Annotated in this window: 23 protein-coding genes; 16 read left to right on the forward strand and 7 right to left on the reverse strand. The window is 62.8% G+C overall.

What is annotated here, in order from left to right:
- Positions 1-157 precede the first annotated feature (157 nt).
- Complete coding sequence (locus DV532_RS00740; RefSeq protein WP_056806137.1) at positions 158-2,068, forward strand: FTR1 family protein; 1,911 nt, start codon at positions 158-160, stop codon at positions 2,066-2,068.
- Positions 2,069-2,102: 34 nt separating this feature from the next.
- Here DV532_RS00740 and DV532_RS00745 read toward each other — a convergent pair whose 3' ends face one another.
- Together DV532_RS00745 and DV532_RS00750 are read right to left on the reverse strand one after the other, a co-directional pair.
- Entirely contained in the window at positions 2,103-2,348 is a 246-nt protein-coding gene (locus DV532_RS00745) for a TIGR02647 family protein (RefSeq protein WP_056806132.1), read from the reverse strand.
- A 70-nt stretch (positions 2,349-2,418) separates the two neighbouring features.
- On the reverse strand, positions 2,419-2,718 hold the full coding sequence (locus DV532_RS00750; RefSeq protein ID WP_056806130.1) for a hypothetical protein: 300 nt from the start codon (positions 2,716-2,718) through the stop codon (positions 2,419-2,421).
- A gap of 147 nt (positions 2,719-2,865) precedes the next feature.
- Here DV532_RS00750 and DV532_RS00755 point away from each other — a divergent pair, with 147 nt between their 5' ends.
- The gene (locus tag DV532_RS00755; RefSeq protein ID WP_056806128.1) at positions 2,866-3,528 is read left to right on the forward strand and encodes a glutathione S-transferase; all 663 of its coding nucleotides are present in this window, start codon (positions 2,866-2,868) and stop codon (positions 3,526-3,528) included.
- Between the two features lie 107 nt (positions 3,529-3,635).
- On the opposite strand, the gene argH is transcribed toward DV532_RS00755, so the two are convergent.
- Positions 3,636-5,030: an argininosuccinate lyase gene (gene argH / locus DV532_RS00760; RefSeq protein WP_056806125.1), complete on the reverse strand. Its 1,395-nt coding sequence runs from the start codon at positions 5,028-5,030 to the stop codon at positions 3,636-3,638.
- 296 nt (positions 5,031-5,326) lie between these two features.
- Between argH and DV532_RS00765 the strand changes: the two genes are divergently transcribed.
- The 7 genes from DV532_RS00765 to DV532_RS00795 all read left to right on the forward strand — a co-directional run bounded on the left by DV532_RS00765 (position 5,327) and on the right by DV532_RS00795 (position 11,783).
- Positions 5,327-6,070 (forward strand): LytTR family DNA-binding domain-containing protein, encoded by a 744-nt coding sequence (locus tag DV532_RS00765; protein WP_056806122.1) that lies wholly within the window; start codon positions 5,327-5,329, stop codon positions 6,068-6,070.
- 196 nt (positions 6,071-6,266) lie between these two features.
- Positions 6,267-7,208: a hydroxymethylbilane synthase gene (gene hemC, locus DV532_RS00770; RefSeq protein ID WP_056806119.1), complete on the forward strand. Its 942-nt coding sequence runs from the start codon at positions 6,267-6,269 to the stop codon at positions 7,206-7,208.
- Positions 7,205-7,972, forward strand: coding sequence for a uroporphyrinogen-III synthase (locus DV532_RS00775; protein ID WP_056806115.1), 768 nt, complete (start codon positions 7,205-7,207; stop codon positions 7,970-7,972). The genes hemC and DV532_RS00775 overlap by 4 nt, the downstream gene beginning before the upstream one ends.
- Positions 7,973-8,017: 45 nt before the next feature.
- The gene (locus DV532_RS00780) at positions 8,018-9,118 is read left to right on the forward strand and encodes a uroporphyrinogen-III C-methyltransferase (protein ID WP_056806112.1); all 1,101 of its coding nucleotides are present in this window, start codon (positions 8,018-8,020) and stop codon (positions 9,116-9,118) included.
- The gene (locus tag DV532_RS00785; protein ID WP_056806109.1) at positions 9,115-10,353 is read left to right on the forward strand and encodes a heme biosynthesis protein HemY; all 1,239 of its coding nucleotides are present in this window, start codon (positions 9,115-9,117) and stop codon (positions 10,351-10,353) included. Before DV532_RS00780 ends, DV532_RS00785 begins: the two co-directional genes overlap by 4 nt.
- Before the next feature lie 221 nt (positions 10,354-10,574).
- Entirely contained in the window at positions 10,575-11,081 is a 507-nt protein-coding gene (locus DV532_RS00790) for a disulfide bond formation protein B (RefSeq protein WP_056806106.1), read from the forward strand.
- Positions 11,082-11,312: 231 nt separating this feature from the next.
- Entirely contained in the window at positions 11,313-11,783 is a 471-nt protein-coding gene (locus tag DV532_RS00795) for an Rsd/AlgQ family anti-sigma factor (RefSeq protein WP_056806103.1), read from the forward strand.
- A gap of 9 nt (positions 11,784-11,792) precedes the next feature.
- Here the strand turns inward: DV532_RS00795 and DV532_RS00800 are convergent, their stop codons facing one another.
- On the reverse strand, positions 11,793-12,431 hold the full coding sequence (locus DV532_RS00800) for an FKBP-type peptidyl-prolyl cis-trans isomerase (RefSeq protein WP_056806100.1): 639 nt from the start codon (positions 12,429-12,431) through the stop codon (positions 11,793-11,795).
- A gap of 289 nt (positions 12,432-12,720) precedes the next feature.
- Between DV532_RS00800 and DV532_RS00805 the strand changes: the two genes are divergently transcribed.
- Positions 12,721-13,764 (forward strand): AlgP family protein, encoded by a 1,044-nt coding sequence (locus DV532_RS00805; RefSeq protein ID WP_056806096.1) that lies wholly within the window; start codon positions 12,721-12,723, stop codon positions 13,762-13,764.
- Here the strand turns inward: DV532_RS00805 and DV532_RS00810 are convergent.
- Positions 13,740-14,222 carry a TIGR02444 family protein gene (locus tag DV532_RS00810; protein WP_056806094.1) on the reverse strand — a complete coding sequence of 161 codons (483 nt, stop codon included), beginning with the start codon at positions 14,220-14,222 and terminating at the stop codon, positions 13,740-13,742. The genes DV532_RS00805 and DV532_RS00810 overlap by 25 nt on opposite strands.
- Before the next feature lie 50 nt (positions 14,223-14,272).
- Here DV532_RS00810 and DV532_RS00815 point away from each other — a divergent pair, with 50 nt between their 5' ends.
- The 3 genes from DV532_RS00815 to DV532_RS00825 all read left to right on the forward strand — a co-directional run bounded on the left by DV532_RS00815 (position 14,273) and on the right by DV532_RS00825 (position 17,483).
- On the forward strand, positions 14,273-16,183 hold the full coding sequence (locus DV532_RS00815; protein WP_056806212.1) for an ATP-binding cassette domain-containing protein: 1,911 nt from the start codon (positions 14,273-14,275) through the stop codon (positions 16,181-16,183).
- Positions 16,183-16,734 (forward strand): mechanosensitive ion channel family protein, encoded by a 552-nt coding sequence (locus DV532_RS00820; protein WP_056806091.1) that lies wholly within the window; start codon positions 16,183-16,185, stop codon positions 16,732-16,734. Before DV532_RS00815 ends, DV532_RS00820 begins: the two co-directional genes overlap by 1 nt.
- A 116-nt stretch (positions 16,735-16,850) precedes the next feature.
- A complete protein-coding gene (locus tag DV532_RS00825) occupies positions 16,851-17,483 on the forward strand; it encodes a LysE family transporter (RefSeq protein WP_056806088.1) in 633 nt (210 codons plus the stop codon).
- Between the two features lie 48 nt (positions 17,484-17,531).
- Here the strand turns inward: DV532_RS00825 and DV532_RS00830 are convergent, their stop codons facing one another.
- Both DV532_RS00830 and DV532_RS00835 read right to left on the reverse strand, forming a co-directional pair.
- On the reverse strand, positions 17,532-18,284 hold the full coding sequence (locus DV532_RS00830) for a slipin family protein (RefSeq protein WP_056806082.1): 753 nt from the start codon (positions 18,282-18,284) through the stop codon (positions 17,532-17,534).
- 2 nt (positions 18,285-18,286) lie between these two features.
- Positions 18,287-19,633: a nodulation protein NfeD gene (locus DV532_RS00835; RefSeq protein ID WP_056806080.1), complete on the reverse strand. Its 1,347-nt coding sequence runs from the start codon at positions 19,631-19,633 to the stop codon at positions 18,287-18,289.
- A 98-nt stretch (positions 19,634-19,731) separates the two neighbouring features.
- Here DV532_RS00835 and DV532_RS00840 point away from each other — a divergent pair, with 98 nt between their 5' ends.
- The 3 genes from DV532_RS00840 (at position 19,732) to DV532_RS00850 (ending at position 21,202) form a co-directional block, all read left to right on the forward strand.
- The gene (locus DV532_RS00840; RefSeq protein ID WP_056806078.1) at positions 19,732-20,190 is read left to right on the forward strand and encodes an aminoacyl-tRNA deacylase; all 459 of its coding nucleotides are present in this window, start codon (positions 19,732-19,734) and stop codon (positions 20,188-20,190) included.
- Positions 20,191-20,251: 61 nt separating this feature from the next.
- Entirely contained in the window at positions 20,252-20,494 is a 243-nt protein-coding gene (locus tag DV532_RS00845) for a DUF2789 domain-containing protein (RefSeq protein WP_056806077.1), read from the forward strand.
- A gap of 69 nt (positions 20,495-20,563) precedes the next feature.
- Positions 20,564-21,202, forward strand: coding sequence for a hypothetical protein (locus DV532_RS00850; RefSeq protein WP_056806075.1), 639 nt, complete (start codon positions 20,564-20,566; stop codon positions 21,200-21,202).
- The last annotated feature ends 1 nt before the right edge of the window (position 21,203 follow it).

Here is a 21,203-nt window from a genome sequence, read left to right on the forward strand (position 1 = left end):
GCCAGCTCCGCCAGTTACCGCGTCGTCCTCAGGCTCTATTCCCTCCCGCTTGGTCTGATTTGTAGCAAGATTTTTCATGAATTCCGCCCAATACTCTTGAGAGAAGCAAAGTGGAAGTGAACAATGTTCTCTTTCGCATTCACCTTCGAGACTGGCCATGAAAACCCGTTCCCGTCTGCTCGCTTGGCTGCCGGCTTTGTTGCTCGGCCCGGTGCTGGCGTTGTGCAGTAACCTGGCGTTGGCCGAAGCCCCCGCTGAGGCGACCAAGGCCTTGCACCTGCTGGACTACATTGGCGCCGACTACCCGCCGACCGTGCAAGACGGCAACGTAATCGACGATGGTGAATACCGTGAGCAGCAGGAGTTCAGCACGGTGTTGGCCGAGCTGGTCAAAAGCCTGCCCGCCAATGCCGAACAAGCGGCCCTGGAGCAGGGGATTCAGGCGCTACGCCAGGCCATCGATCAACGTCAGCAAGGCGCTACGGTGGCCAAGCAGGCCCGCCAGCTGGGCGCACGCCTGGCAGTGGCCTACGAGGTCAGCCAAGCCCCAGTGATTACCCCGGACCCGGCCCGTGGCGCGGCGCTGTATGCGCAAAACTGCTCGATCTGCCACGGCGACACCGGTGCTGGCGACGGCCCGGCAGGGGTCGGCCTGGAGCCTGCCCCGGCCAACCTGCGCGATGTCGCGCGCCTCGACCAGTTGAGCCTGTTCGACCTCTACAACACCCTGGCTCTGGGCATCGACGGTACCGAGATGCCGTCCTTTGCCGACCAACTGGACGACCGCCAGCGTTGGGATGTGGCCGCCTATATCGCCAGCTTCACCGCCAAGCCGGAAGCCAGCAAAGGCGACAAGCGCTGGAACATCGCTGACCTGGCCCGTCAGACCCCGGCCGAAGTCGCCGCTAACGAAGGTAATGTGGCCGTCGAGGCGTTCCGCGCTCAGCGTGCCCAGCCGCCGCTGGCCAAGCGCGGCCCGACGCAACTGCTCGAATACACCGCCAGCACCTTGGACAAGAGCCTGGCCGCTTACCGCGCAGGCGACCACGATCAAGCCTACGACCTGTCGGTGGCGGCCTACCTTGAAGGCTTCGAACTGGTGGAAAGTTCGCTGGACAACATCGATACCCTGACGCGCAAGGACACCGAAAAGTCCCTGATGGCCTACCGTCAGGCATTGCAGGACGGCCTGCCCGCAGCCCAGGCCGAGCAACGCCTGGCCGAAGCCAAGGCTAAGCTTGAGCAAGCGGCAAAACTGCTGGGCAGCGACGGCCTGAGCTGGTCGCTGAGCTTTGTCTCCGGTTTGCTGATCCTGCTGCGCGAAGGCCTTGAGGCGATTCTAGTGCTGGCGGCGATCCTGGCCTTCCTGCGTAATACCGGCCAGCAATCGGCGGTACGCAGCGTCAATATTGGCTGGGGCCTGGCACTGTTGGCCGGTTTTGGCACCTGGGCCCTGGCGGCCTATGTAATCGACGTGGGTGGTGCCCAGCGCGAACTGCTGGAAGGCTGCACGGCACTGTTCGCCGCGGTGATGGTGCTGTGGTTAGGCGTGTGGATGCACGACCGCCGTCACGCTGCAGCCTGGAAGGACTACATCAAGAGCAGCCTGGTCAGCGGCGGCGGGCGTTTCGGCTTTGCCGTGTTGGCGTTCTTCTCGGTGTACCGCGAACTGTTCGAAGTGATCCTGTTCTACGAAACCCTGTGGTTGCAAGCCGGCCCTGCCGGGCACCAGGCGGTGCTGGCCGGTGGCGCCACGGCGCTGGTGCTGCTGGTAGGTTTGGCTTGGGTGATTCTGCGTGGTTCGGCCAAGCTGCCGCTGACGCTATTCTTCAGCATCAACGCCGGGCTGCTGTGCGCACTGTCGGTAGTGTTCGCCGGGCATGGCGTGAAGGCGCTGCAAGAGGCCGGGGTGCTGGGGACGCGGCCGGTGGCGTTCTTCGAGTTCGATTGGCTGGGGATCCACGCTGATGCCTACTCGCTGTCGGCGCAGGCGGTGGCCTTGCTGGCCATCGTGTTCCTGTACGGGCGCTCGCGCCTAGCGGAAAAGCGCAGGGCAACGGCCAACTGAAAGGGGCTGCAGCGCAGCCCCTCGCAATCTCGGATCAGGCCGGCTGTGGCGCCTTGAGAATATTCTGCAGCAGCTGAACACTTTCGACGGCGTCATGACCCAGGCTGGTCAGGTAGCCACCATCAGGTTGATCGGTCAGCCCCTTTTCATGCAGGCGTTGCGCAGCCGCGATCAGGGCAGGGGCGGCGGTGCTGGTTATCTTGATGCCTTCTTGGCTGCTGTCGTGTTTGAACAGCGCAAGTACTTCAAGTTCTTCGATCAGATCGGGGGTAAAAGGCATGGCGACTCCTGACTTCCAGACAAGGATTACGGCACCGTTCAACGGTGCCTGATCTTCGAGTGTAGACGGGTTATTCGTCGTCGCCTTGATCCATCTCAGGCGGCAGTTCCGGCAGCGCGCGCAGGGCGTTCTCATACCACTCGCTGTTGAACGCGCGGTCTTCCACCAGCATGTTGTCGATCTCGAAGGCCAGCACATGGGCCATCAGGTTGAGAATGTCTTCACGCTCATAACCGACCAGGGTCAGTTTGTTGAAGGTGGCCTTGGCCGCAGGCGGCTCGCCGCTTTCGATCTGGTTTTCGATGGCCTGGGTCAGCGTTGCCTCGGCAAAGGCTTCGTCGTCATTGTCGATGTCGGTGGGCTCGCTCATGGCGCTACTCCTGTGATGGGAGGCACAGTGTGCCATGCCTGTGGCGGCAATGCCTGGGCATTGACCGGGCGCATGACGCTGGTCAGTGGCAGGCGATCGGTCTATAAAAGCCAGGCCAACCCCTTACGGCCTGGAGGCTGTTACCTCATGCTCAAGCTTCATGGATTCTCGGTCAGCAACTACTACAACATGGTCAAGCTGGCCCTGCTGGAAAAAGGCCTGCCCTTCGAGGAAGTCACCTTCTACGGCGGCCAGGCGCCGCAAGCGTTGGAAGTGAGCCCACGGGGCAAGGTGCCGGTGTTGCAGACCGAACACGGTTTCCTCAGCGAAACCAACGTGATTCTCGACTATATCGAGCAGACTCAGGGCGGCAAGGCACTGTTGCCCGCCGACCCGTTCGGGCAGGCCAAGGTGCGTGAACTGCTCAAAGAGATCGAGCTGTACATCGAGCTGCCGGCGCGTACCTGCTATGCCGAATCATTCTTCGGCATGTCGGTGGAACCGCTGATCAAGGAAAAAGCCCGTGCCGATTTGCTGGCGGGGTTCGCCACGCTCAAACGCAACGGTCGCTTCGCACCCTATGTGGCGGGTGAGCAACTGACGTTGGCAGACCTGATGTTCTGCTTCTCGGTCGACCTGGCCTGTGCCGTGGGCAAGAAGGTGCTGAATATCGACTTCCTGGCAGACTTCCCGCAGGCCAAGGCGTTGCTGCAACTGATGGGCGAGAACCCGCACATGGCGCGGATCGTGGCGGACAAGGAGGCGGCGATGCCGGCCTTCATGGAGATGATTCGGAGCGGCAAGCGCTAAGATCGGTATTGGGCCATTCGCGGGTAAACCCGCTCCTACAGGTACAGCGCGGCCCTCTGTAGGAGCGGGTTTACCCGCGAACGAGGGCGAAGCCCTCGCCCTGGGCCTTAGCGCGAAGCCAGCAGGTCCTTGCCACGAACCACAGCAGCACGCACCTGTGCTGGCGCCGTACCACCAATGTGGTTACGCGCATTCACCGAGCCTTCCAGGGTCAGCACAGCAAACACGTCTTGCTCGATCTGGTCGCTGAACTGGCGCAGTTCGTCCAGGCTCATCTCGGCCAGGTCCTTGCCTGTGTCCACCCCATACTTCACCGCGTGGCCAACGATTTCGTGGCAGTCACGGAACGGCAGGCCACGACGTACCAGGTAGTCGGCCAGGTCGGTGGCGGTGGAGAAACCACGCAAGGCCGCTTCACGCATGATGGCGTGCTTGGGCTTGATCGCCGGGATCATGTCGGCAAAAGCACGCAGCGAGTCGCGCAGGGTGTCGGCGGCGTCGAACAGCGGCTCCTTGTCTTCCTGGTTGTCCTTGTTGTAAGCCAGCGGTTGGCCTTTCATCAAGGTCAGCAGGCCGGTCAGGGCGCCGAACACGCGGCCGCTCTTGCCGCGTACCAGCTCTGGCACATCCGGGTTCTTTTTCTGCGGCATGATCGAGCTGCCGGTACAGAAGCGGTCCGGCAGGTCAATGAACTGGAACTGCGCGCTGGTCCACAGCACCAGCTCTTCGGAGAAGCGCGACAGGTGCATCATCGCCACGCTGGCAGCCGCGCAGAATTCGATGGCGAAGTCACGGTCCGACACGCCGTCCAGCGAGTTGCCGGCTACGGCTTCGAAGCCCAGCAGCTTGCAAGTGAGTTCGCGATCGATCGGGTAGGTGGTACCGGCCAGCGCAGCGCTGCCCAGTGGCATGCGGTTGGCACGCTTGCGGCAGTCGACCAGGCGCTCGTAGTCGCGGCTGAGCATTTCGAACCAGGCCAGCAGGTGGTGGCCGAAGGTGACCGGCTGGGCCGTCTGCAGGTGAGTGAAACCGGGCATGATGGTTTCGGCTTCACGCTCGGCCTGTTCGAGCAGGCCCTGCTGCAGGCGGGTGATTTCGGCCAAGATCAGGTCGATTTCGTCGCGCAGCCACAGGCGAATGTCGGTAGCCACCTGGTCGTTGCGGCTACGCCCGGTGTGCAGCTTCTTGCCGGTGATACCGATACGGTCGGTCAGGCGTGCCTCGATGTTCATGTGCACGTCTTCGAGGTCGACGCGCCAGTCGAAGGCGCCGGCCTCGATCTCGCCCTGGATGGTCTTCAGGCCATCGATGATGGTGTCGCGCTCGGCATCGCTGAGCACGCCGACCTGCGCCAGCATGGTGGCATGGGCGATCGAACCCATGATGTCGTGGCGGTACAGGCGCTTGTCGAAATCGACCGAGGCGGTGAAACGGGCGACGAAGGCGTCGACGGGTTCACTGAAGCGGCCGCCCCAGGACTGATTGGTCTTGTCGGTGCTCATGAATTCACTCATTGCAGGCGTGAACGAAAAAGTGGCGCCGATAATAGCAGGGTTGGGCTTGCTGCCGCAGGGCGCCGGTCGAGAGAAATGCCCGGAAGTCGGCAGAGAAGGATTTTAAGGAATGAACGGCAGTGTTCCACGGACCGTCTACAGTTGGACAAAGGACTGGCAGTGAATCTGCCAGCCGAGTGAATCTTTGGCCATCGCACCGGTCTAGAGCGTGACCGCAGTGTCGCTCGAACTACACCTGTCTACGCTATACCTGTGCGAGACTCATTCAGGAATCCAGCGCAATTATGAATGTCCTGATCGTTGATGACGAACCCCAAGGCCGTGAACGCCTCAGCCGGCTGCTCGGCGAACTGGAGGGTTACACCGTGCTGGAGCCTAGCGCCACCAACGGCGAGGAGGCCCTGGCGCTGATCGAGAGCCTCAAGCCCGATGTGGTCCTGCTGGACATCGGCATGCCAGGCCTGGATGGCCTGCAGGTTGCCGCTCGCCTGTGCGAGCGCGAGGCGCCGCCGGCGGTGGTGTTTTGCACCGGCGACGATGAATACGGTGCCGAGGCTTTCAAGGACAGTACCCTCAGCCATGTGACCAAGCCTTTCCAGGTGCACGCGTTGCGCGACGCTTTGCGCAAGGCCGAAAAACCCAACCGCGCCCAATTGGCGGCGCTCACCCGGCCGGCCAATGAAGGTGGCGGCCCACGTAGCCACATCAGTGCTCGCACACGCAAAGGCATTGAGCTGATCCCTTTGCCCCAGGTGATCTATTTCATTGCCGACCATAAGTACGTGACCTTGCGCCACGAAGCTGGGGAAGTGCTGCTCGACGAGCCGCTCAAGGCCCTGGAAGACGAGTTTGGCGAACGCTTTGTGCGTATCCACCGTAATGCGTTGGTCGCCCGTGAGCGTATCGAACGACTACAGCGTACCCCACTGGGGCATTTTCAGTTGTTCCTGAAGGGCCTGGACGGCGATGCCCTGACCGTCAGCCGGCGCCATGTGGCCGGTGTACGCAAGATGATGCAAACCCTCTGAACTTGTACCGGCCCAATCGCCGGCAAGCCAGGGCCCACAGGGACAGCGCCAGCCTTGAGCCATCCACGGCTCCTGTGGGAGCTGGCTTGCCGGCGATTGGGCCGGTACAGGCAAGCACAGGATCCTGATCCACATCTGCAAGCGATACCGGCGATGCTGTTATCATCGACAGCATTTCTCTGGATCGGGGCGTTCCATGTCCACTCGCGAAATCCGCATTGCCACTCGTAAAAGTGCCTTGGCCCTGTGGCAGGCCGAATACGTCAAAGCCCGCCTCGAGCAGGCCCACCCTGGTCTGTTGGTGACCCTGGTGCCCATGGTCAGCCGCGGTGACAAATTGCTCGACGCGCCGCTGGCAAAAATCGGCGGCAAGGGCCTGTTCGTCAAAGAACTGGAAACTGCCCTGCTGGACAATGAAGCCGACATCGCCGTGCATTCGATGAAGGACGTGCCCATGGACTTCCCCGAAGGCCTGGGCTTGTATTGTATCTGCGAGCGCGAAGACCCGCGCGATGCCTTCGTCTCCAACCGCTTCGCCAGCCTCGACGCGCTGCCTGCCGGTAGTATCGTCGGCACCTCCAGCCTGCGCCGCCAGGCCCAACTGCTGGCGCGTCGCCCTGACCTGCAAATCCGCTTCCTGCGCGGTAACGTCAATACCCGCCTGGCCAAACTGGATGCTGGCGAGTACGACGCCATCATCCTCGCCGCCGCCGGCCTGATCCGCCTCGGCTTTGAAGACCGCATCACCGCCACCATCAGCGTCGAGGACAGCCTGCCGGCTGGCGGGCAGGGCGCAGTGGGCATCGAATGCCGCAGCGCCGACCGCGAAATTCACGCGCTGCTGACACCGCTGCACCATGCTGACACCGCCGACCGGGTGGTGGCTGAGCGTGCCCTGAACAAACGCCTGAATGGCGGCTGCCAAGTGCCGATTGCCTGCTACGCGGTACTCGAAGGTGACCAGCTGTGGCTACGCGGCCTGGTTGGCCAACCCAGCGGCGCTAGCCTACTGGTGGCAGACGCCCGTGCACCCCGCGTGGCTGCCGAAACCCTAGGCGTGCAGGTGGCCGAGGACCTGCTGGGCCAGGGCGCCGAGGCCATCCTCAAGGAAGTTTACGGCGAGGCCGGCCACCCGTGAGCCCATGGCGCCTGTTGCTGACCCGGCCTGCCGAGGACTGTGCGGCACTGGCGCAAAGCCTGGCGGCAGCTGGGGTGGGCAGTAGCTGCCTGCCGCTGCTGGCGATTGAACCCGTCGCTGTGGATAACCAGCAACGCTTGTTGCTGGAGGGCTTGCCGGGCTTCCAGGCGATCATTGTGGTCAGCAAACCAGCCGCGAGGTTGCTGCTCGATCAACTGGCCCAGGCCGGCTTGCAGCCGCCACGGCAAAACTGGTTCACCGTAGGCGAGGCGACCGCTGCAGTACTGCAGGAGGCGGGCCTGATGGTCAGTGTTCCGCGGCGTGGTGATGACAGCGAAGCCTTGCTGGCGCTACCGGCCCTGCACCAGGCTGTTGCCGCGCCAGCTTCGCGCATCTTGATCGTTCGTGGCGTTGGAGGTCGCGAACTGCTGGCAGAGCGTCTTGCACAGCAAGGTGCTAGTGTCGATTATCTGGAACTGTATCGTCGCTGCCTGCCGGCTTACCCGGCGGGCACTCTGATGCGCCGCATCGAAGCGGAACGCCTCAATGGCCTGGTGGTCAGCAGTGGGCAGGGTTTTGAACACTTGCAGCAGGTGGCCGGCGCCGATTGGCCGCAGCTGGCGTGCCTGCCGCTGTTCGTGCCCAGCCCGCGGGTGGCGGAACAGGCCAGGGCCGCCGGGGCCCAACAGGTTGTGGATTGCCGTGGCGCCAGTGCCACGGCCTTGCTGGCAGCCGTGCAGCGCAGCGCTGCACCTGCCCTTTAAGGCGCTAAGCTGAACGCGATGCGCCCCCATGCAAAGGATGGATACGTGAGCGAGACTGTCTTGTCCAATAACGATCAGCCGTCGGCACAGGCGCCGACGGAACCCGTTACCACCCCACCTGCCAAGCGCTCTGGCAGTGGCCTGGCAGCATTGGCCCTGTTGTTGGGTGCGGCCGGGGTTGCGGTAGGTGGCTGGGGTGTCTGGCAGGTGCGTCAACTGCAAGGCAGCGAATTCAACCAAGGTCAGCATATCGAGGCACTGAACCAGCGCGCCGAGGCTCTGCAGCAGCGTGAGCAGCAGATCAGCGCGCAACTCGCCAGCTTGCCGGCTGCCAGTGAACTGGAAGACCGCCGGCGCCTGGTAGCGCAGCTGCAAGGCGACCAGCAACGCCTCAGCCAGCGCCTGGAAACCGTGCTAGGCGAAAGCCGCAAGGAGTGGCGCTTAGCCGAAGCCGAGCACCTGCTGCGCTTAGCCACGCTGCGCCTGTCGGCACTGCAGGACATTACCAGTGCCAAGGCCTTGGTCGAAGGCGCCGACGAAATCCTGCGCGAACAGAGCGACCCGGGTGCCTTCGCCGCTCGTGAGCAACTGGCACGCAGCCTGGCGACACTCAACAGCACCCAGCAACCAGACCGTACCGGCCTGTTCCTGAAATTGGCCGCACAGCGCGAATTGGTGCAGCAACTCAGCGCCCAGTCGCCCGAGTTCGCCAGTAATGCCGATGCGCTCGGCGCCCTCACCGCCGACGGCGATGGCGCCAGTCGCCTGTCGCAGTGGTGGGCGGAGATATCCAAGTACTTCCAGATCGACTTTAACGCCGATGACAATGTGCGCCCGCTGCTGGCCGGGCAACAGCTGAACCAGCTACGCCTGGCACTGAGCCTGACCATCGAGCAGGCCCAGTGGGCGGCGCTCAACGGTGAGGCCAAGGTCTACACCCAGGCGCTGGACGATGCCCGCAGTGTGTTGCTGGCCAACTTCAACGCCGACAACCCGCAAAGCAAGGCCATGCTCGACAGCCTCAATGCCCTGGCCGAACAACCGGTTTCGGTGGTAACCCCCGACCTGAGCGAAAGCCTGGCCGCGGTGCAGGCCTACATTCAGCGCCGGCATCTGCCGGCTGAGGCTGAAGGGGGCAAGCCATGAAGCGTGTCTATCTGCTGGCTGTGCTGGCGATCGTGGTGGCTGCGGCGCTGGGCATCGCCGTTGCCAAGCACAGCGGCTATGTGCTGGTTTCTTATGGCAGCTTCCGTTATCAGTCAGGGCTGTGGGCGGCCTTGGGCGGGTTGCTGGCTGTCGGCGTGCTGCTGTGGCTGCTGCGCTACCTGGTTGGCCTGGTGCTGACGTCCAGTGGCGTGGTCAACCCGTGGTCGCGACGTAACCGCAGCCGGCGCATCCGCCTGGCCATCGAACAGGGCCAGTTGGACCTCGCCGAGGGCCGCTGGGCCAGTGCCCAGCGCCACCTGCACCGTGCCGCCGAGGCCGAGCGCCAGCCGTTGCTGTACTACCTGGGTGCGGCGCGTGCCGCCAACGAACAAGGCCGAACTGAAGACAGCGATAACCTGCTGGAGCGTGCTTTGGAGCGCCAGCCGCAAGCGGAACTGGCCATCGCCCTGACCCATGCGCAGTTGCAGATGGACCGTGGCGAAAGCGATGGGGCCCTGGAAACCCTGTTGGCCATGCAGGAGCGCCACCCGCACAACAGCCAGGTATTGCGCCTGCTGCAGCGCCTGTACCTGGAGCGCGGCGATTGGTCGGCATTGATCCGCCTGCTGCCAGACCTGCGCAAGGGCAAGGTGCTGCCGGCCGCCGAGCTTGCCACCTTGGAGCAACGTGCCTGGGGGCAGAACCTAAGCCTGGCCACTACCCGTGGCGAGGATGCACAAAGTGCCCGTCAAGCTTTGGAACGCGCTTGGCAGCAACTGACTGCAGCCCAACGGCAAGAGCCACAACTGGTGCTGGCCTACGCTGAGCAATTGCGCCAAGTGGGCGCCCAAGGCGAGGCCGAGCAAGTGCTGCGTACCGCGCTCAAGCGTGAGTATGAAAGCCACCTGGCCCGTTTGTACGGCCTGGTGCGCGGCGATGACCCGGCACGCCAGCTGCAAACCGCCGAAGGTTGGCTTAAGGCTCATCCGCAAGATGCCAGCCTGCTGCTGACCCTGGGCCGCTTGAGCTTGCAGAACCGCCTGTGGGGCAAGGCGCGTGATTACCTGGAAAACAGCCTGCGCCTGGAGCGCAACCCCGAAACCTGCGCTGAGTTGGCGCGCCTGCTCGCCGGCCTTGGCGAGACCGAGCGCAGCAATCAGTTGTTCCAGGAGGGCCTCGGCCTGCTGGACGAGCGTCTGCTTGCCCTGCCGTTGCCAGAAGGCATACGCGCCTGACCTACCCCTAGGCCCGCGCCAAGGTGCGGGCTTTGGGGGCGGGTAACTTGTCTTTCGACGTAGGTTAGATCTGCGGTCCATTTCTTCAGACGTTTCCTACCAATTGGTTGGAAATTTCCTTCGTGCTTCAGTGACTTGTCGCTGCTGTCGCGCCTTGAAACAAAGCCTGCCTTTCCTCTACCGTTTCAAGCTAATTCATCATCCCGGGACCTTAACCGCCCATGCTGCCGGCCCGTTTGCGCACCTTTTTCCTCCCCGCCTGCCTGGCCGCAGTGGCGGTACTGGGTGTGTCCTTGCACCTGGAAAACGCCTTGGGGTTGGTACCGTGCCCGTTGTGCTTCAGCCAGCGGCTGCTGCTTGGTGCATACGCGCTGCTGTGCCTCGCGGCTGTACTGCAGGCGCCGGGCTCGCAGGGTATTCGCTGCTACGCGCGGGCGACGCTGGGGTGCTCGCTGGGGGGCGCGTTGCTGGCGGCACGGCATGTCTGGCTGCAGGGCGCTGGGGGGGCCATTCAGGTGTGCCCGGTGCCGATTGGGCGGGTGTTCGAGCAATCCTGGGGCGAGGCGGTGCGGCAATTGTTGCTCGGCGGCCCAGACTGCCACTCGCTGGCCTGGAGCTTTCTGGACCTGACGCTGCCGGAATGGAGCCTGTTGGCCTTCCTGCTGCTGGCGGCGCTACCCCTGAGCTGTCTGCTGGCGTATCGTTTCCGCACCCTGGCAAGAACTTGACCTGGCGCAAGGCTGAGCCCATAGCGCGACCAATGGCGTTGTGACAGGGTATTAAACACTTGTATGAACTTTGTCCGCTGCGTACCTTGAAGGGCAGCACGCGCGGGAATAATCTCCCAGCACGCATACCGAAAATACAACTGCTCGATGCCGTCCTGCTGATGTCACCTTTGTGCTGCGCGGTCGTGGTGCGAGGTGCAGCGGCATCTACCCAGAAGGGAAGAGATTGCCATGCTCGATAGTTGTCAGAATGCCCAGGAACGCTGGGGTGGGGTTCACAAGCTGATCGATCGTTGGCTAGAGGAGCGCCAGGAGCTGGTGCAGGCATTCGGTGCCCTGCGCGATGCGAAGCCTGCCTTCGCCGACAAGGACACGAACGGGGACTTTTGCGCTCTCCTTGTCGACTACGTTTCGGCGTGGCATTTCGAAGTCTGTGAGCAACTGGTCAGTGAGGCCAAGGCTTTCGATGACGAAAAGGCGCTGAAGCTGGCCGAAGAGATCAACCCAAGAATCAACGATATCACCCAGATCGCATTGGCCTTCAATGACCATTGCGCCAAGGCAGAGTGCAAGGACACCGAACGCTTCGCCGAGAAGCTGACCAAGTTGGGTGCCCTATTGCACGAACGCTTCGAACTTGAAGACTGCCTGATCGAAGTGCTGCATAACGCGCACAAGGAAGAGGGCGCGGTGCAGGCCTGAAGGTTGGTGTCAGTCACCAACCGCCAGCAATTCGATTTCGAATACCAAGGGTGTATAGGGTGCGATAAGGTCACCCGCGCCCTCGGCACCGTAGGCTTGTGCCGATGGAATCACCAGGCGCCATTTGGCGCCGGCGTGCATCTGCGGCAAAGCTACCTGCCAGCCTTCGATCACCGAATCCAGGCTGAACCACTGCGGCGTCTGGTTCTGGTCGAACACCGAGCCATCCGGCAGTCTGCCCACATAGCGCACCTGAACCTTGCCACCGGCTTTGGGCTGCGTACCGGTGCCTGCTTGCAGTTCGCTGTAGAGCACGCCTGCCGGTAGTTCGTGCATGCCATAGCGACCGCGCTCGTTGGCCAGAAAGCGTGTTTCGGCAGCTTGCAGCTTCTGCGTAGCGGCATCGCCTTCCTGCGCTTCATGCTGCTTAAGCACGGCCTGCATGCGTGCCTTGTCGAGCTTCAGCGGTTGCCCTTGGTAGGATTGGCGCAGGCCTTCGACCAGGTCATCCAGTTGCAGGCCGGGCATTTCCTGGCGCAGCCGCTCTCCCAGGCTGGCGCCAAGACTGTAGGCAAGGTCTCGGTTGTCGCTGTCAGCTAAGGCGACAGGCGCCAGCAGGCATAAAACTAAAACAAGATATCGAGGCATGGTCAGTTCCTGCGCCAATGAGCGTGGAAGTATGCCAGCGTTCAGTTTTGTATTGTGTGCTCGCGATCCTTGTAGGCGCGACACAAGGTCGCTCAGGGGCGCGGGGCAATTCAGATAATTGGTAAATATCAGCAATGATTTATTCAGCAACTACACTTGCACGGAGCTGCAAGATAACAACTTTGCCCAGGCATGCAACGCGGCGTAAATATTACTGTCAACATGCCCTAGCGGCGGTAGCAGCAGAAGCATAGTATGAGCCGCAATCTCGTCAGCCAGGAGGTAAACCATGTCGGCCAAAAAGAAGCCAGTAAGTACGCCGTTACACCTGCTCCAGCAACTTTCGGGCAGCCTGCTCGAACATTTGGAAGATGCCTGCACCCAAGCGCTGGCTGATGCGGAAAAACTGCTGGCCAAGTTGGAAAAGCAACGGGTCAAGGCTCAGGAAAAACTGCACAACGGTCGTCTGAAACTGCAGGGGGCGGCCAAGGCAGGTAAAGCCAAGGCGCAGAACAAGGCGCAAAAAGCCATTGGCGAGCTTGAAGAGCTGCTCGATGCCCTCAAGGACCGTCAATCTCAAACCCGCTCTTATATCCAGCAACTCAAGCGCGACGCCCAGGACAGCCTCAAGCTTGCCCAAGGTGTAGGCAAGGTTCGCGAAGCCGCCGCCAAGGCGCTTGATCAGCGTGCTGCGAAGACCACCAAGCCGGTCTCCGCCAAACCTGCTACCCGGGTTGCTGTGGCCAAAACCGCCGCTGCAGCCAAACCGCCTGCCAAGGCCACTGCTGTTGCCAAGCCTGCGGCCAAGCTAGTAGCCAAAGCTGCTGCTGCCAAGCCAGCAGCTAAGCCAGTAGCTAAAGCCGCTGCTGCCAAGCCTGCGGCCAAGCCAGTAGCCAAAGCTGCTGCTGCCAAGCCAGCAGTCAAGCCAGTAGCCAAAGCCGCTGCTGCCAAGCCTGCGGCCAAGCCAGTAGCCAAAGCTGTTGCTGCCAAGCCAGCAGTCAAGCCAGTAGCCAAAGCCGCTGCTGCCAAGCCTGCGGCCAAGCCAGTAGCCAAAGCTGCTGCCGCCAAGCCTGCAGCCAAGCCAGTAGCTAAAGCTGCTGCTGCCAAGCCTGCAGCCAAGCCAGCCGCTAAACCCGCTGCGGCAAAAGCCCCTGCCCGTAAGGCCGCCAAACCTGTCGCCAAACCCGCAGCAACTAAGCCCGCCGAAGCCAAACCGGCTGCGCCTGCCGCCAGCACTCCGGCCGCGGCAACCAACTCGGCCACCCAAGGCGCTTCGGTAGCCCCTTCGGCACCCGCCAGCGTACCGGCTCAAACGCCATCTTCGGCATCCTGAAGCGCGGTCGCCGCGACGCGCAACCCATCCAGCGCGTCGTGGTGGCGGGCCTGGTCTGGCGCCAGCCGGGCCAGCCAGTCACCCGCGGGCTCATGGGCGTCCGCGGGCCACTGTCGCGCACAGTCCTGCAAGCGCTCCAGCAAGGCCTTCTCGGCCTGCAATTCCAGGCCCTTCACGTGTTCTCGCAACACCATCAGTTGCGCATCGCCCTGCGCTGCCGCCCGCCATTGTTGGCGTAGGCTGCGTAACGGCGCGACCACTTCACGCTGCCAGGGCTCGGCCACTTCGCGCAACGCCTGTGCGCGCTGGTCCAGCACAGCCACGCCACGCGCTTGCAGCCAGGTAGCGCAGAGCAGCAGGCACACATCGCCACCTTGCGCCTGCAGGTCGAGGCAGGCTGCTTCCACGCCGGGCTTGGCATACAGGGCCAGGGCGTAATTCCACAGGTCGGTGTACATGGTTGCACTCGCGCTATGGGCCGGCGAAGCTGGTAGACTCCGCGACCATCATGATCAGACTATCCAACCTCACTTTACAGCGTGGTCCGCAGCGCCTGCTAGAAGGCGCCGAGATGACCCTGCACACCGGTCACAAAGCCGGCCTGATCGGCGCCAACGGCGCCGGAAAATCCAGCCTGTTCGCGTTGCTGCGCGGTGAGCTGTCGCCCGATGGTGGTGATTGCCAGCTGCCCGGCGACTGGCGCATCGCCCACATGCGCCAGGAGGTCGACACCCTCGACCGCCTGGCCGTGGACTATGTGCTCGATGGCGACTTGCGCCTGCGCAAGGTCCAGGCCGAACTGGCCGTAGCCGAGCAGGCCCACGACGGCACTGCCCTGGCGCGCCTGCACAGTGAGCTGGAAAGCGCCGACGGCTACACCGCCGACGCCCGCGCGCGCAAGTTGCTAGCGGGCTTGGGCTTCACCAACGAGCAGATGGACCGCCGCGTTGGCGACTTCTCCGGTGGTTGGCGGATGCGCCTGAACCTGGCCCAGGCACTGATGTGCCCGTCCGACCTGCTACTGCTCGACGAGCCCACCAACCACCTCGACCTGGATGCCATCCTGTGGCTGGAGGACTGGCTCAAGGGCTACCCTGGCACGCTGTTGCTGATCTCTCACGACCGTGACTTCCTCGATGCCGTGGTCGACCATGTGTTGCACGTTGAACAGCGCAAGCTGAACCTGTACAAGGGCGGCTACACCGCCTTCGAGCGCACCCGTGCCGAGCGCCTGGCTCAGCAGCAGCAGGCCTACGAGAAGCAGCAGGCGCAGCGCGCGCACATGGAAAAGTACATTGCCCGCTTCAAGGCCCAAGCCACCAAGGCCCGCCAGGCACAAAGCCGGATCAAGGCCCTGGAGCGCATGGAAGAACTGTCGGCGGCGCACGTCGATTCGCCATTCGACTTCGTCTTCCGCGAGTCGCATAAAATTTCCAGCCCGCTGCTGAGCCTGTCCGAAGGCCGCCTGGGCTACGGCGACAAGGCCATCCTCGACAAGGTCAAGTTGCAGCTCACCCCGGGTGCGCGCATTGGCCTGCTCGGCCCTAATGGTGCGGGCAAGTCGACCTTGATCAAAAACCTTGCCGGCGAGCTTGAGCCGCTGTCCGGCCGCCTGGTGCGCGGCGAGAACCTGGCCGTGGGCTATTTTGCCCAGCACCAGTTGGACTCGCTGGACGACAAGGCCAGCCCGTTGCTGCACTTGCAGCGTATTGCCCCCAGCGAGCGCGAGCAGACGCTGCGCGACTTTCTTGGCGGTTTCGACTTCCATGGCGAGCGCACCGACGAGCCGGTGGTGAACTTCTCCGGTGGTGAAAAGGCCCGCTTGGCGCTGGCACTGATCGCCTGGGAGCGGCCAAACCTGCTGCTGCTCGACGAGCCGACCAACCACCTCGACCTGGAAATGCGCCTGGCGCTGACCATGGCGTTGCAGGAGTTTGCCGGTGCCGTGGTAGTGGTGTCTCACGACCGTCACCTGCTCAAGAGCACCACTGACGACTTCCTGTTGGTGGCGGACGGCAAGGTCGAAACCTTCGATGGCGACCTGGACGACTACAGCCGTTGGCTGGTTGAGTTCCGCCAGCGCAGCGCCCCGGCCAGTACCACCCCGGTCAACCCGGACAAGACCGACAAGAAAGCCCAGCGCCAGGCTGCCGCAGCCTTGCGCCAGCAACTGGCCCCGCACAAAAAGGCCGCCGACAAATTGGAGGCCGAGCTCAACCAAGTGCACGCGCACCTGGCCGAGATCGAGACCGCACTGGGTGACGGTGACCTTTATGACGCAGCACGCAAGGACCAACTGCGTGACCTGCTGGCGCGCCAGACCAAGCTGAAACAGCGCGAAGGCGAACTGGAAGAGGCTTGGATGGAAGCCCTGGAAACCCTCGAAAGCATGCAGGCCGAGCTCGAGGCGCTGTCCTGATGGAGGAGCTGCGTTCGCTGCTACCTGGGCAATGGATGGACACCTTCTGGCTGGGCTTGCAGATCCTGTTGATCCTGGTGGCGGCGTTCGTCCTGCAGCGCATCATCGCCCGCGGGCTAAGCCGCCTGAGCCAGCGTTACCCGTTGCCGCCGGAGCTGCTGGTGCCGGTGCGCGGCGGGCTGCGCTGGTTGATCATGGGCAGTGCGCTGTTGTTCGTGCTGGAGCGCCTGGGCGTATCGGCAACCGTATTGTGGACAGCGTTGTCGGGCTTCGTCGCGGTGGCGGCGGTGGCTTTCTTCGCCATGTGGAGCGTGCTGTCCAACCTGCTGTGCGCGGTACTGATCTTCACCGTCGGGCCATTTCGTATCGGTGACGTGGTCGAGCTGGTCGATACCCTGGACAAGCCGGGCGTCAAGGGCCGAGTTATCGCTATCAACCTGCTGTTCACCACCCTGATGGAACTGCCCGAAGCGGGCGGGGCGCTGGTGCAGGTGCCCAATAGCCAGTTCTTCCAGAAGTCGGTGCGGCGCTGGCGCGGGGCAGAGGTGTAGTCCATGCACCAAGAGGCACCCGTCGAGGGAAAATAAATCCTTCAGAAATTTCTGGTTATTTTTTCATCAACACCTTAGCTTAACGTTTTGCAACATATGCTCGAGCGAGGTGTGTAATGTCGATGGAAGTATGGTTAGGCTTCTTTGCCGCCTGTTGGGTGATCAGCCTTTCACCCGGTGCCGGGGCGATTGCCTCGATGTCCAGCGGCCTGCAATACGGTTTCTGGCGTGGGTACTGGAACGCCCTGGGCCTGCAACTGGGCCTGATCCTGCAAATCGCCATCATCGCCGCGGGTGTGGGTGCCGTGCTGGCCGCCTCGGCCACGGCCTTCCAGCTCATCAAATGGTTCGGCGTCGCCTACCTGGTCTACCTTGCCTACAAGCAGTGGCGTGCCCTGCCGATGGACATGAGCGATGAATCCGGCGTGCGCCCGCTGGGCAAGCCGCTCAGCCTGGTATTCCGTGGCTTCCTGGTCAATGTCAGCAACCCCAAGGCACTGGTGTTCATGCTGGCGGTGCTGCCACAGTTCATTAACCCGCAGGCACCGCTGCTGCCGCAGTATGTGGCGATCACCGTGACCATGGTCACCGTGGACATGCTGGTAATGGCGGGGTACACCGGCTTGGCTGCGCGGGTATTGCGTTTGCTGCGTACGCCCAAGCAGCAGAAGCGCCTGAACCGGACCTTTGCCGGGCTGTTCATTGGTGCGGCCACCTTCCTGGCTACCCTGCGCCGCGCGCCAATCTGACAGATCGCATATAGACCATTCGCGGGCTTGCTCGCGAATGGGCCCCTGCTATTTTTGCCTGTCCACCAACCCCTTGAGCAGATCCACCGGCAGCGGAAAGACAATAGTCGAGCTCTTGTCCCCGGCAATCGTCCCCAGCGTCTGCATATAGCGTAACTGCATCGCCCCCGGCTCCTTGCTCAACATCTGCGCCGCCTGCATCAACTTCTCCGACGCCTGCAACTCACCCTCGGCATGGATCACCTTGGCCCGCCGTTCGCGCTCGGCTTCGGCCTGACGGGCAATGGCGCGCACCATCGACTCGTTGAGGTCGACGTGTTTGATTTCGACGTTGGCCACCTTGATGCCCCAGGCGTCGGTTTGCGCATCCAGCACTTGGCGAATGTCCAGGTTCAGTTGCTCGCGTTCGGCCAGCAGCTCATCCAGTTCGTGCTTGCCCAACACCGCGCGCAGGGTGGTCTGGGCCAGTTGGCTGGTTGCTACCAGGAAATCCTCAACCTGAATAATCGCCTTCTGCGGGTCGAGCACGCGGAAGTAGACCACGGCGTTGACCTTGACCGAGACGTTGTCGCGGGTGATCACATCCTGCGGCGGTACATCCAGCACCACAGTGCGCAGGTCGACCCGCACCATTTGCTGGATCACCGGGATCAATAGGATCAGCCCTGGCCCCTTCACCTGCCAGAAACGCCCCAGCTGGAACACCACGCCGCGCTCGTATTCGCGCAGAATGCGGAACGCCGACAGCAACAGCATCGCCAGCACGATCAGCACCGCGCCGAAACCCACCTGCATGAACATGGTCATTCTCCTTGCGCCGCGGGCGCAGCGGCGCTCACTTCCAACATCACGCCATGGCGCGCGATCACTCGCACGTTCTGGCCCGTTTGCAGCGGCGTTGTGCACTGCACTTGCCATTGCTCGCCCTGGGCCAGCACGGCGCCACAGAACGGGTTACCCGCCATAACCTGGGTGACGGTGACCAGGCTACCGACCAGGCCGGCGTCACCGCTAACCAGCGCGCGTTGGCGTGCCTTCAGGGCCATGCCCAGCACGCCCCCGAGCAGCAGTGCCGAAAGCAGCGCCAGGGTGCCGATCAAGCCCAACGGAATGCCGAAACCGGGGGCGTCGGTGTCGATCAGGATCAGCGCGCCGACCACGAAGGCGACAATGCCGCCAAAACCGACCACACCGAAACTGGGCAAGAACGCTTCTGCGATCATGAAGGCGATGCCGAGCACTATTAGCGCCACCCCGGCAAAGCTCACCGGCAAAAGTTGCAGCGCATATAGCGCCAGCAACAGGCAGATACCACCAACTACACCGCCTACCGTCGAGCCCGGGCTCATGAACTCGAACAGCAGGCCGTACACACCGATCATGATCAGGATCAGCGCCACGCTTGGGTTGGTGATTACCGCTAGCACCCGTGTACGCCAGTCCGGCAAGTGCTCGACCAGGCTGGCGCCGGCGGTATGCAACTGCAGGGGCTGGCCCACGACAGTGAGCGTTTTGCCGTCGAGCTTGCGCAGCAGGTCGGGCAGGTCATCGGCCACCAAGTCGATCACGTTCAGCCGCATAGCCTCGCTGGCGGACAGGCTGACCGCCTCACGCACGGCCTTCTCCGCCCATTCGGCATTGCGCCCGCGCAACTGCGCCAGGCCACGGATATAAGCCGCTGCATCATTGACCTGTTTGCGCGCGAGGGTTTCGTCATCGCCGCCATTGGCCTTTTCGCCCTTGGTCGCGCCTGGCATGCCGCCGATCTGCACGGGCGTGGCGGCGCCCAGGTTGGTCCCGGGCGCCATGGCCGCAACATGGCTGGCGTACAGGATATAAGTGCCGGCGCTGGCGGCGCGGGCGCCGCTGGGGGTGACGAAAGTGGCGACCGGTACGGGGCTGGCGAGCATCGCCTTGATCATCTGGCGCATGGCGCTGTCCAGCCCGCCTGGGGTGTCCATGCGGATCACCACCAGTTGCGCGCCCTGCGCTTGGGCCTGGGCGAGGCTGCGCACCAGGTAATCGGCGCTGGCCGGGCCGATGGCATCGTCGATACCCAGCACCCAGACTGCGCCGGGCGCTGCCTGGCCGCCTGGCGCGGTGCCAAGCAACATCAGCAGCAACAGCCAGCGCCAGCAGCGGGCGATCACCTGTCGTCACCTCGTTTGCCTGTATTGCACAAGTTTAGCCCTGCCTGCTGGTAGCCGGCCTAAAATTGGAAATTGGGGGGCGAAACCGGAGGTGCATCATGCGTATGGCAAAGACCCTGCAGGCTCGCCTGGACAAGGCGAACTGCGACTACGACATCATTCCCCATCCCCATTCGGCCACCAGCCTGGAGTCGGCCCGCACGGCCGGCGTACCCGCCGAACGGGTCGCTAAGTCGGTCATGCTCGATGACCGTCATGGCAACTACATCATGGCCGTGCTGCCGGCCAATCGGCATCTGGACATGAGCAAGGTACGCATGTCCGGGGCCTGGCAACTAACCCGTGAAAGCGGCCTGCCGAGCCTGTTCGGCGACTGTGAGCGCGGTGCCGTACCGGCCCTTGGCGATGCTTACCAGATAAAAATGCTGCTCGACCCGAGCCTTACCCGCCAAGGTGATGTCTACCTGGAGGCGGGTGACCACGATCACCTGATCCACATGAGCATGGAGCAGTACATGAAACTGGTGCCGCACGCCGAAGTGCGCGAGCTGTGCTGATGTTTTCACACCCATGCCAGGCGGGCGTCGTGGACGGCTTGCCTGGCACTCAGGAGGAACCATGGAAGCGCCGATTCATCCCTTTGCCGACCTGTTCAAACAACTGGGCCTGCCTGACGATGCGGTAAGCATCGATCAGTTCATTGCCAGCCACTCGCCACTGAAGAATGAAATCAAGCTGGTAGATGCGCCGTTCTGGACCGATGCCCAGCGTGGCTTCCTCAAGGACAGCATCATTGAGGATGCTGATTGGGCAGTGCCATTCGATCAACTTAACGAGGCCTTGCGCCGCCCCCGAAAATAAAGCGCCGAGCGGCACCTGACGAGTGATTGGCCGTTGCTATGCTCAGGAAAACAATAAGGGGATAGCGCGATGAAAGATCCCTATGCACCAGGTTTCTGGTGCTCCGTGACGATCCTGGGCACCCTGACGGCCAGTTACTTCTATGGCATCAGGCAGACACAGCAGATGAACCAGGCGGTGCATTTCCTGTATGCCGCTGCCGCTGTCACAGTGGCGGTGGTACTGGTGGCGCTGACCTGGATCGCTTGGCAGCAGCTGCACCTGAACAAACGCGAAGTGGTGCAGGGGCGAACGTTGCTGACCATTTGGAACACCAAAGTCGCGCTACGCCGCGTCGAAACGGTGTTCGACCGCTACTTCTGGGGTAGCTACTGGCACTCGGGGCGAACCTTCGAAGAGGTCATGGGCGAGCTGCGTGGCACACCGCTTGAACAGAGCCTGGACGCGCTGAAGCGCCAGTGCCGGTTGCTCGACCGCGAAATACATGACCATCACCACCACTGGCTGGCCAATGCCCGCGACCTGTCCAGCGTCGCCCAGGCCATGGCCCGTGAACGCTACCAGCTGGATCTGGGTGAGCCGACTGCCAGCGGCCATGGCAATACCGCTGTGCTCAACCGTGACCTCGAAGTGCTGGTGTACACCTGGTCGGCGCGCCTGCGCAGCTTCGACCATCAACTGGACGAGTTGGAGCGCGCCTACCATTGAG

This window comes from Pseudomonas sp. Leaf58, from assembly GCF_003627215.1.
In the GTDB taxonomy this organism is placed as follows: Bacteria; Pseudomonadota; Gammaproteobacteria; order Pseudomonadales; family Pseudomonadaceae; genus Aquipseudomonas.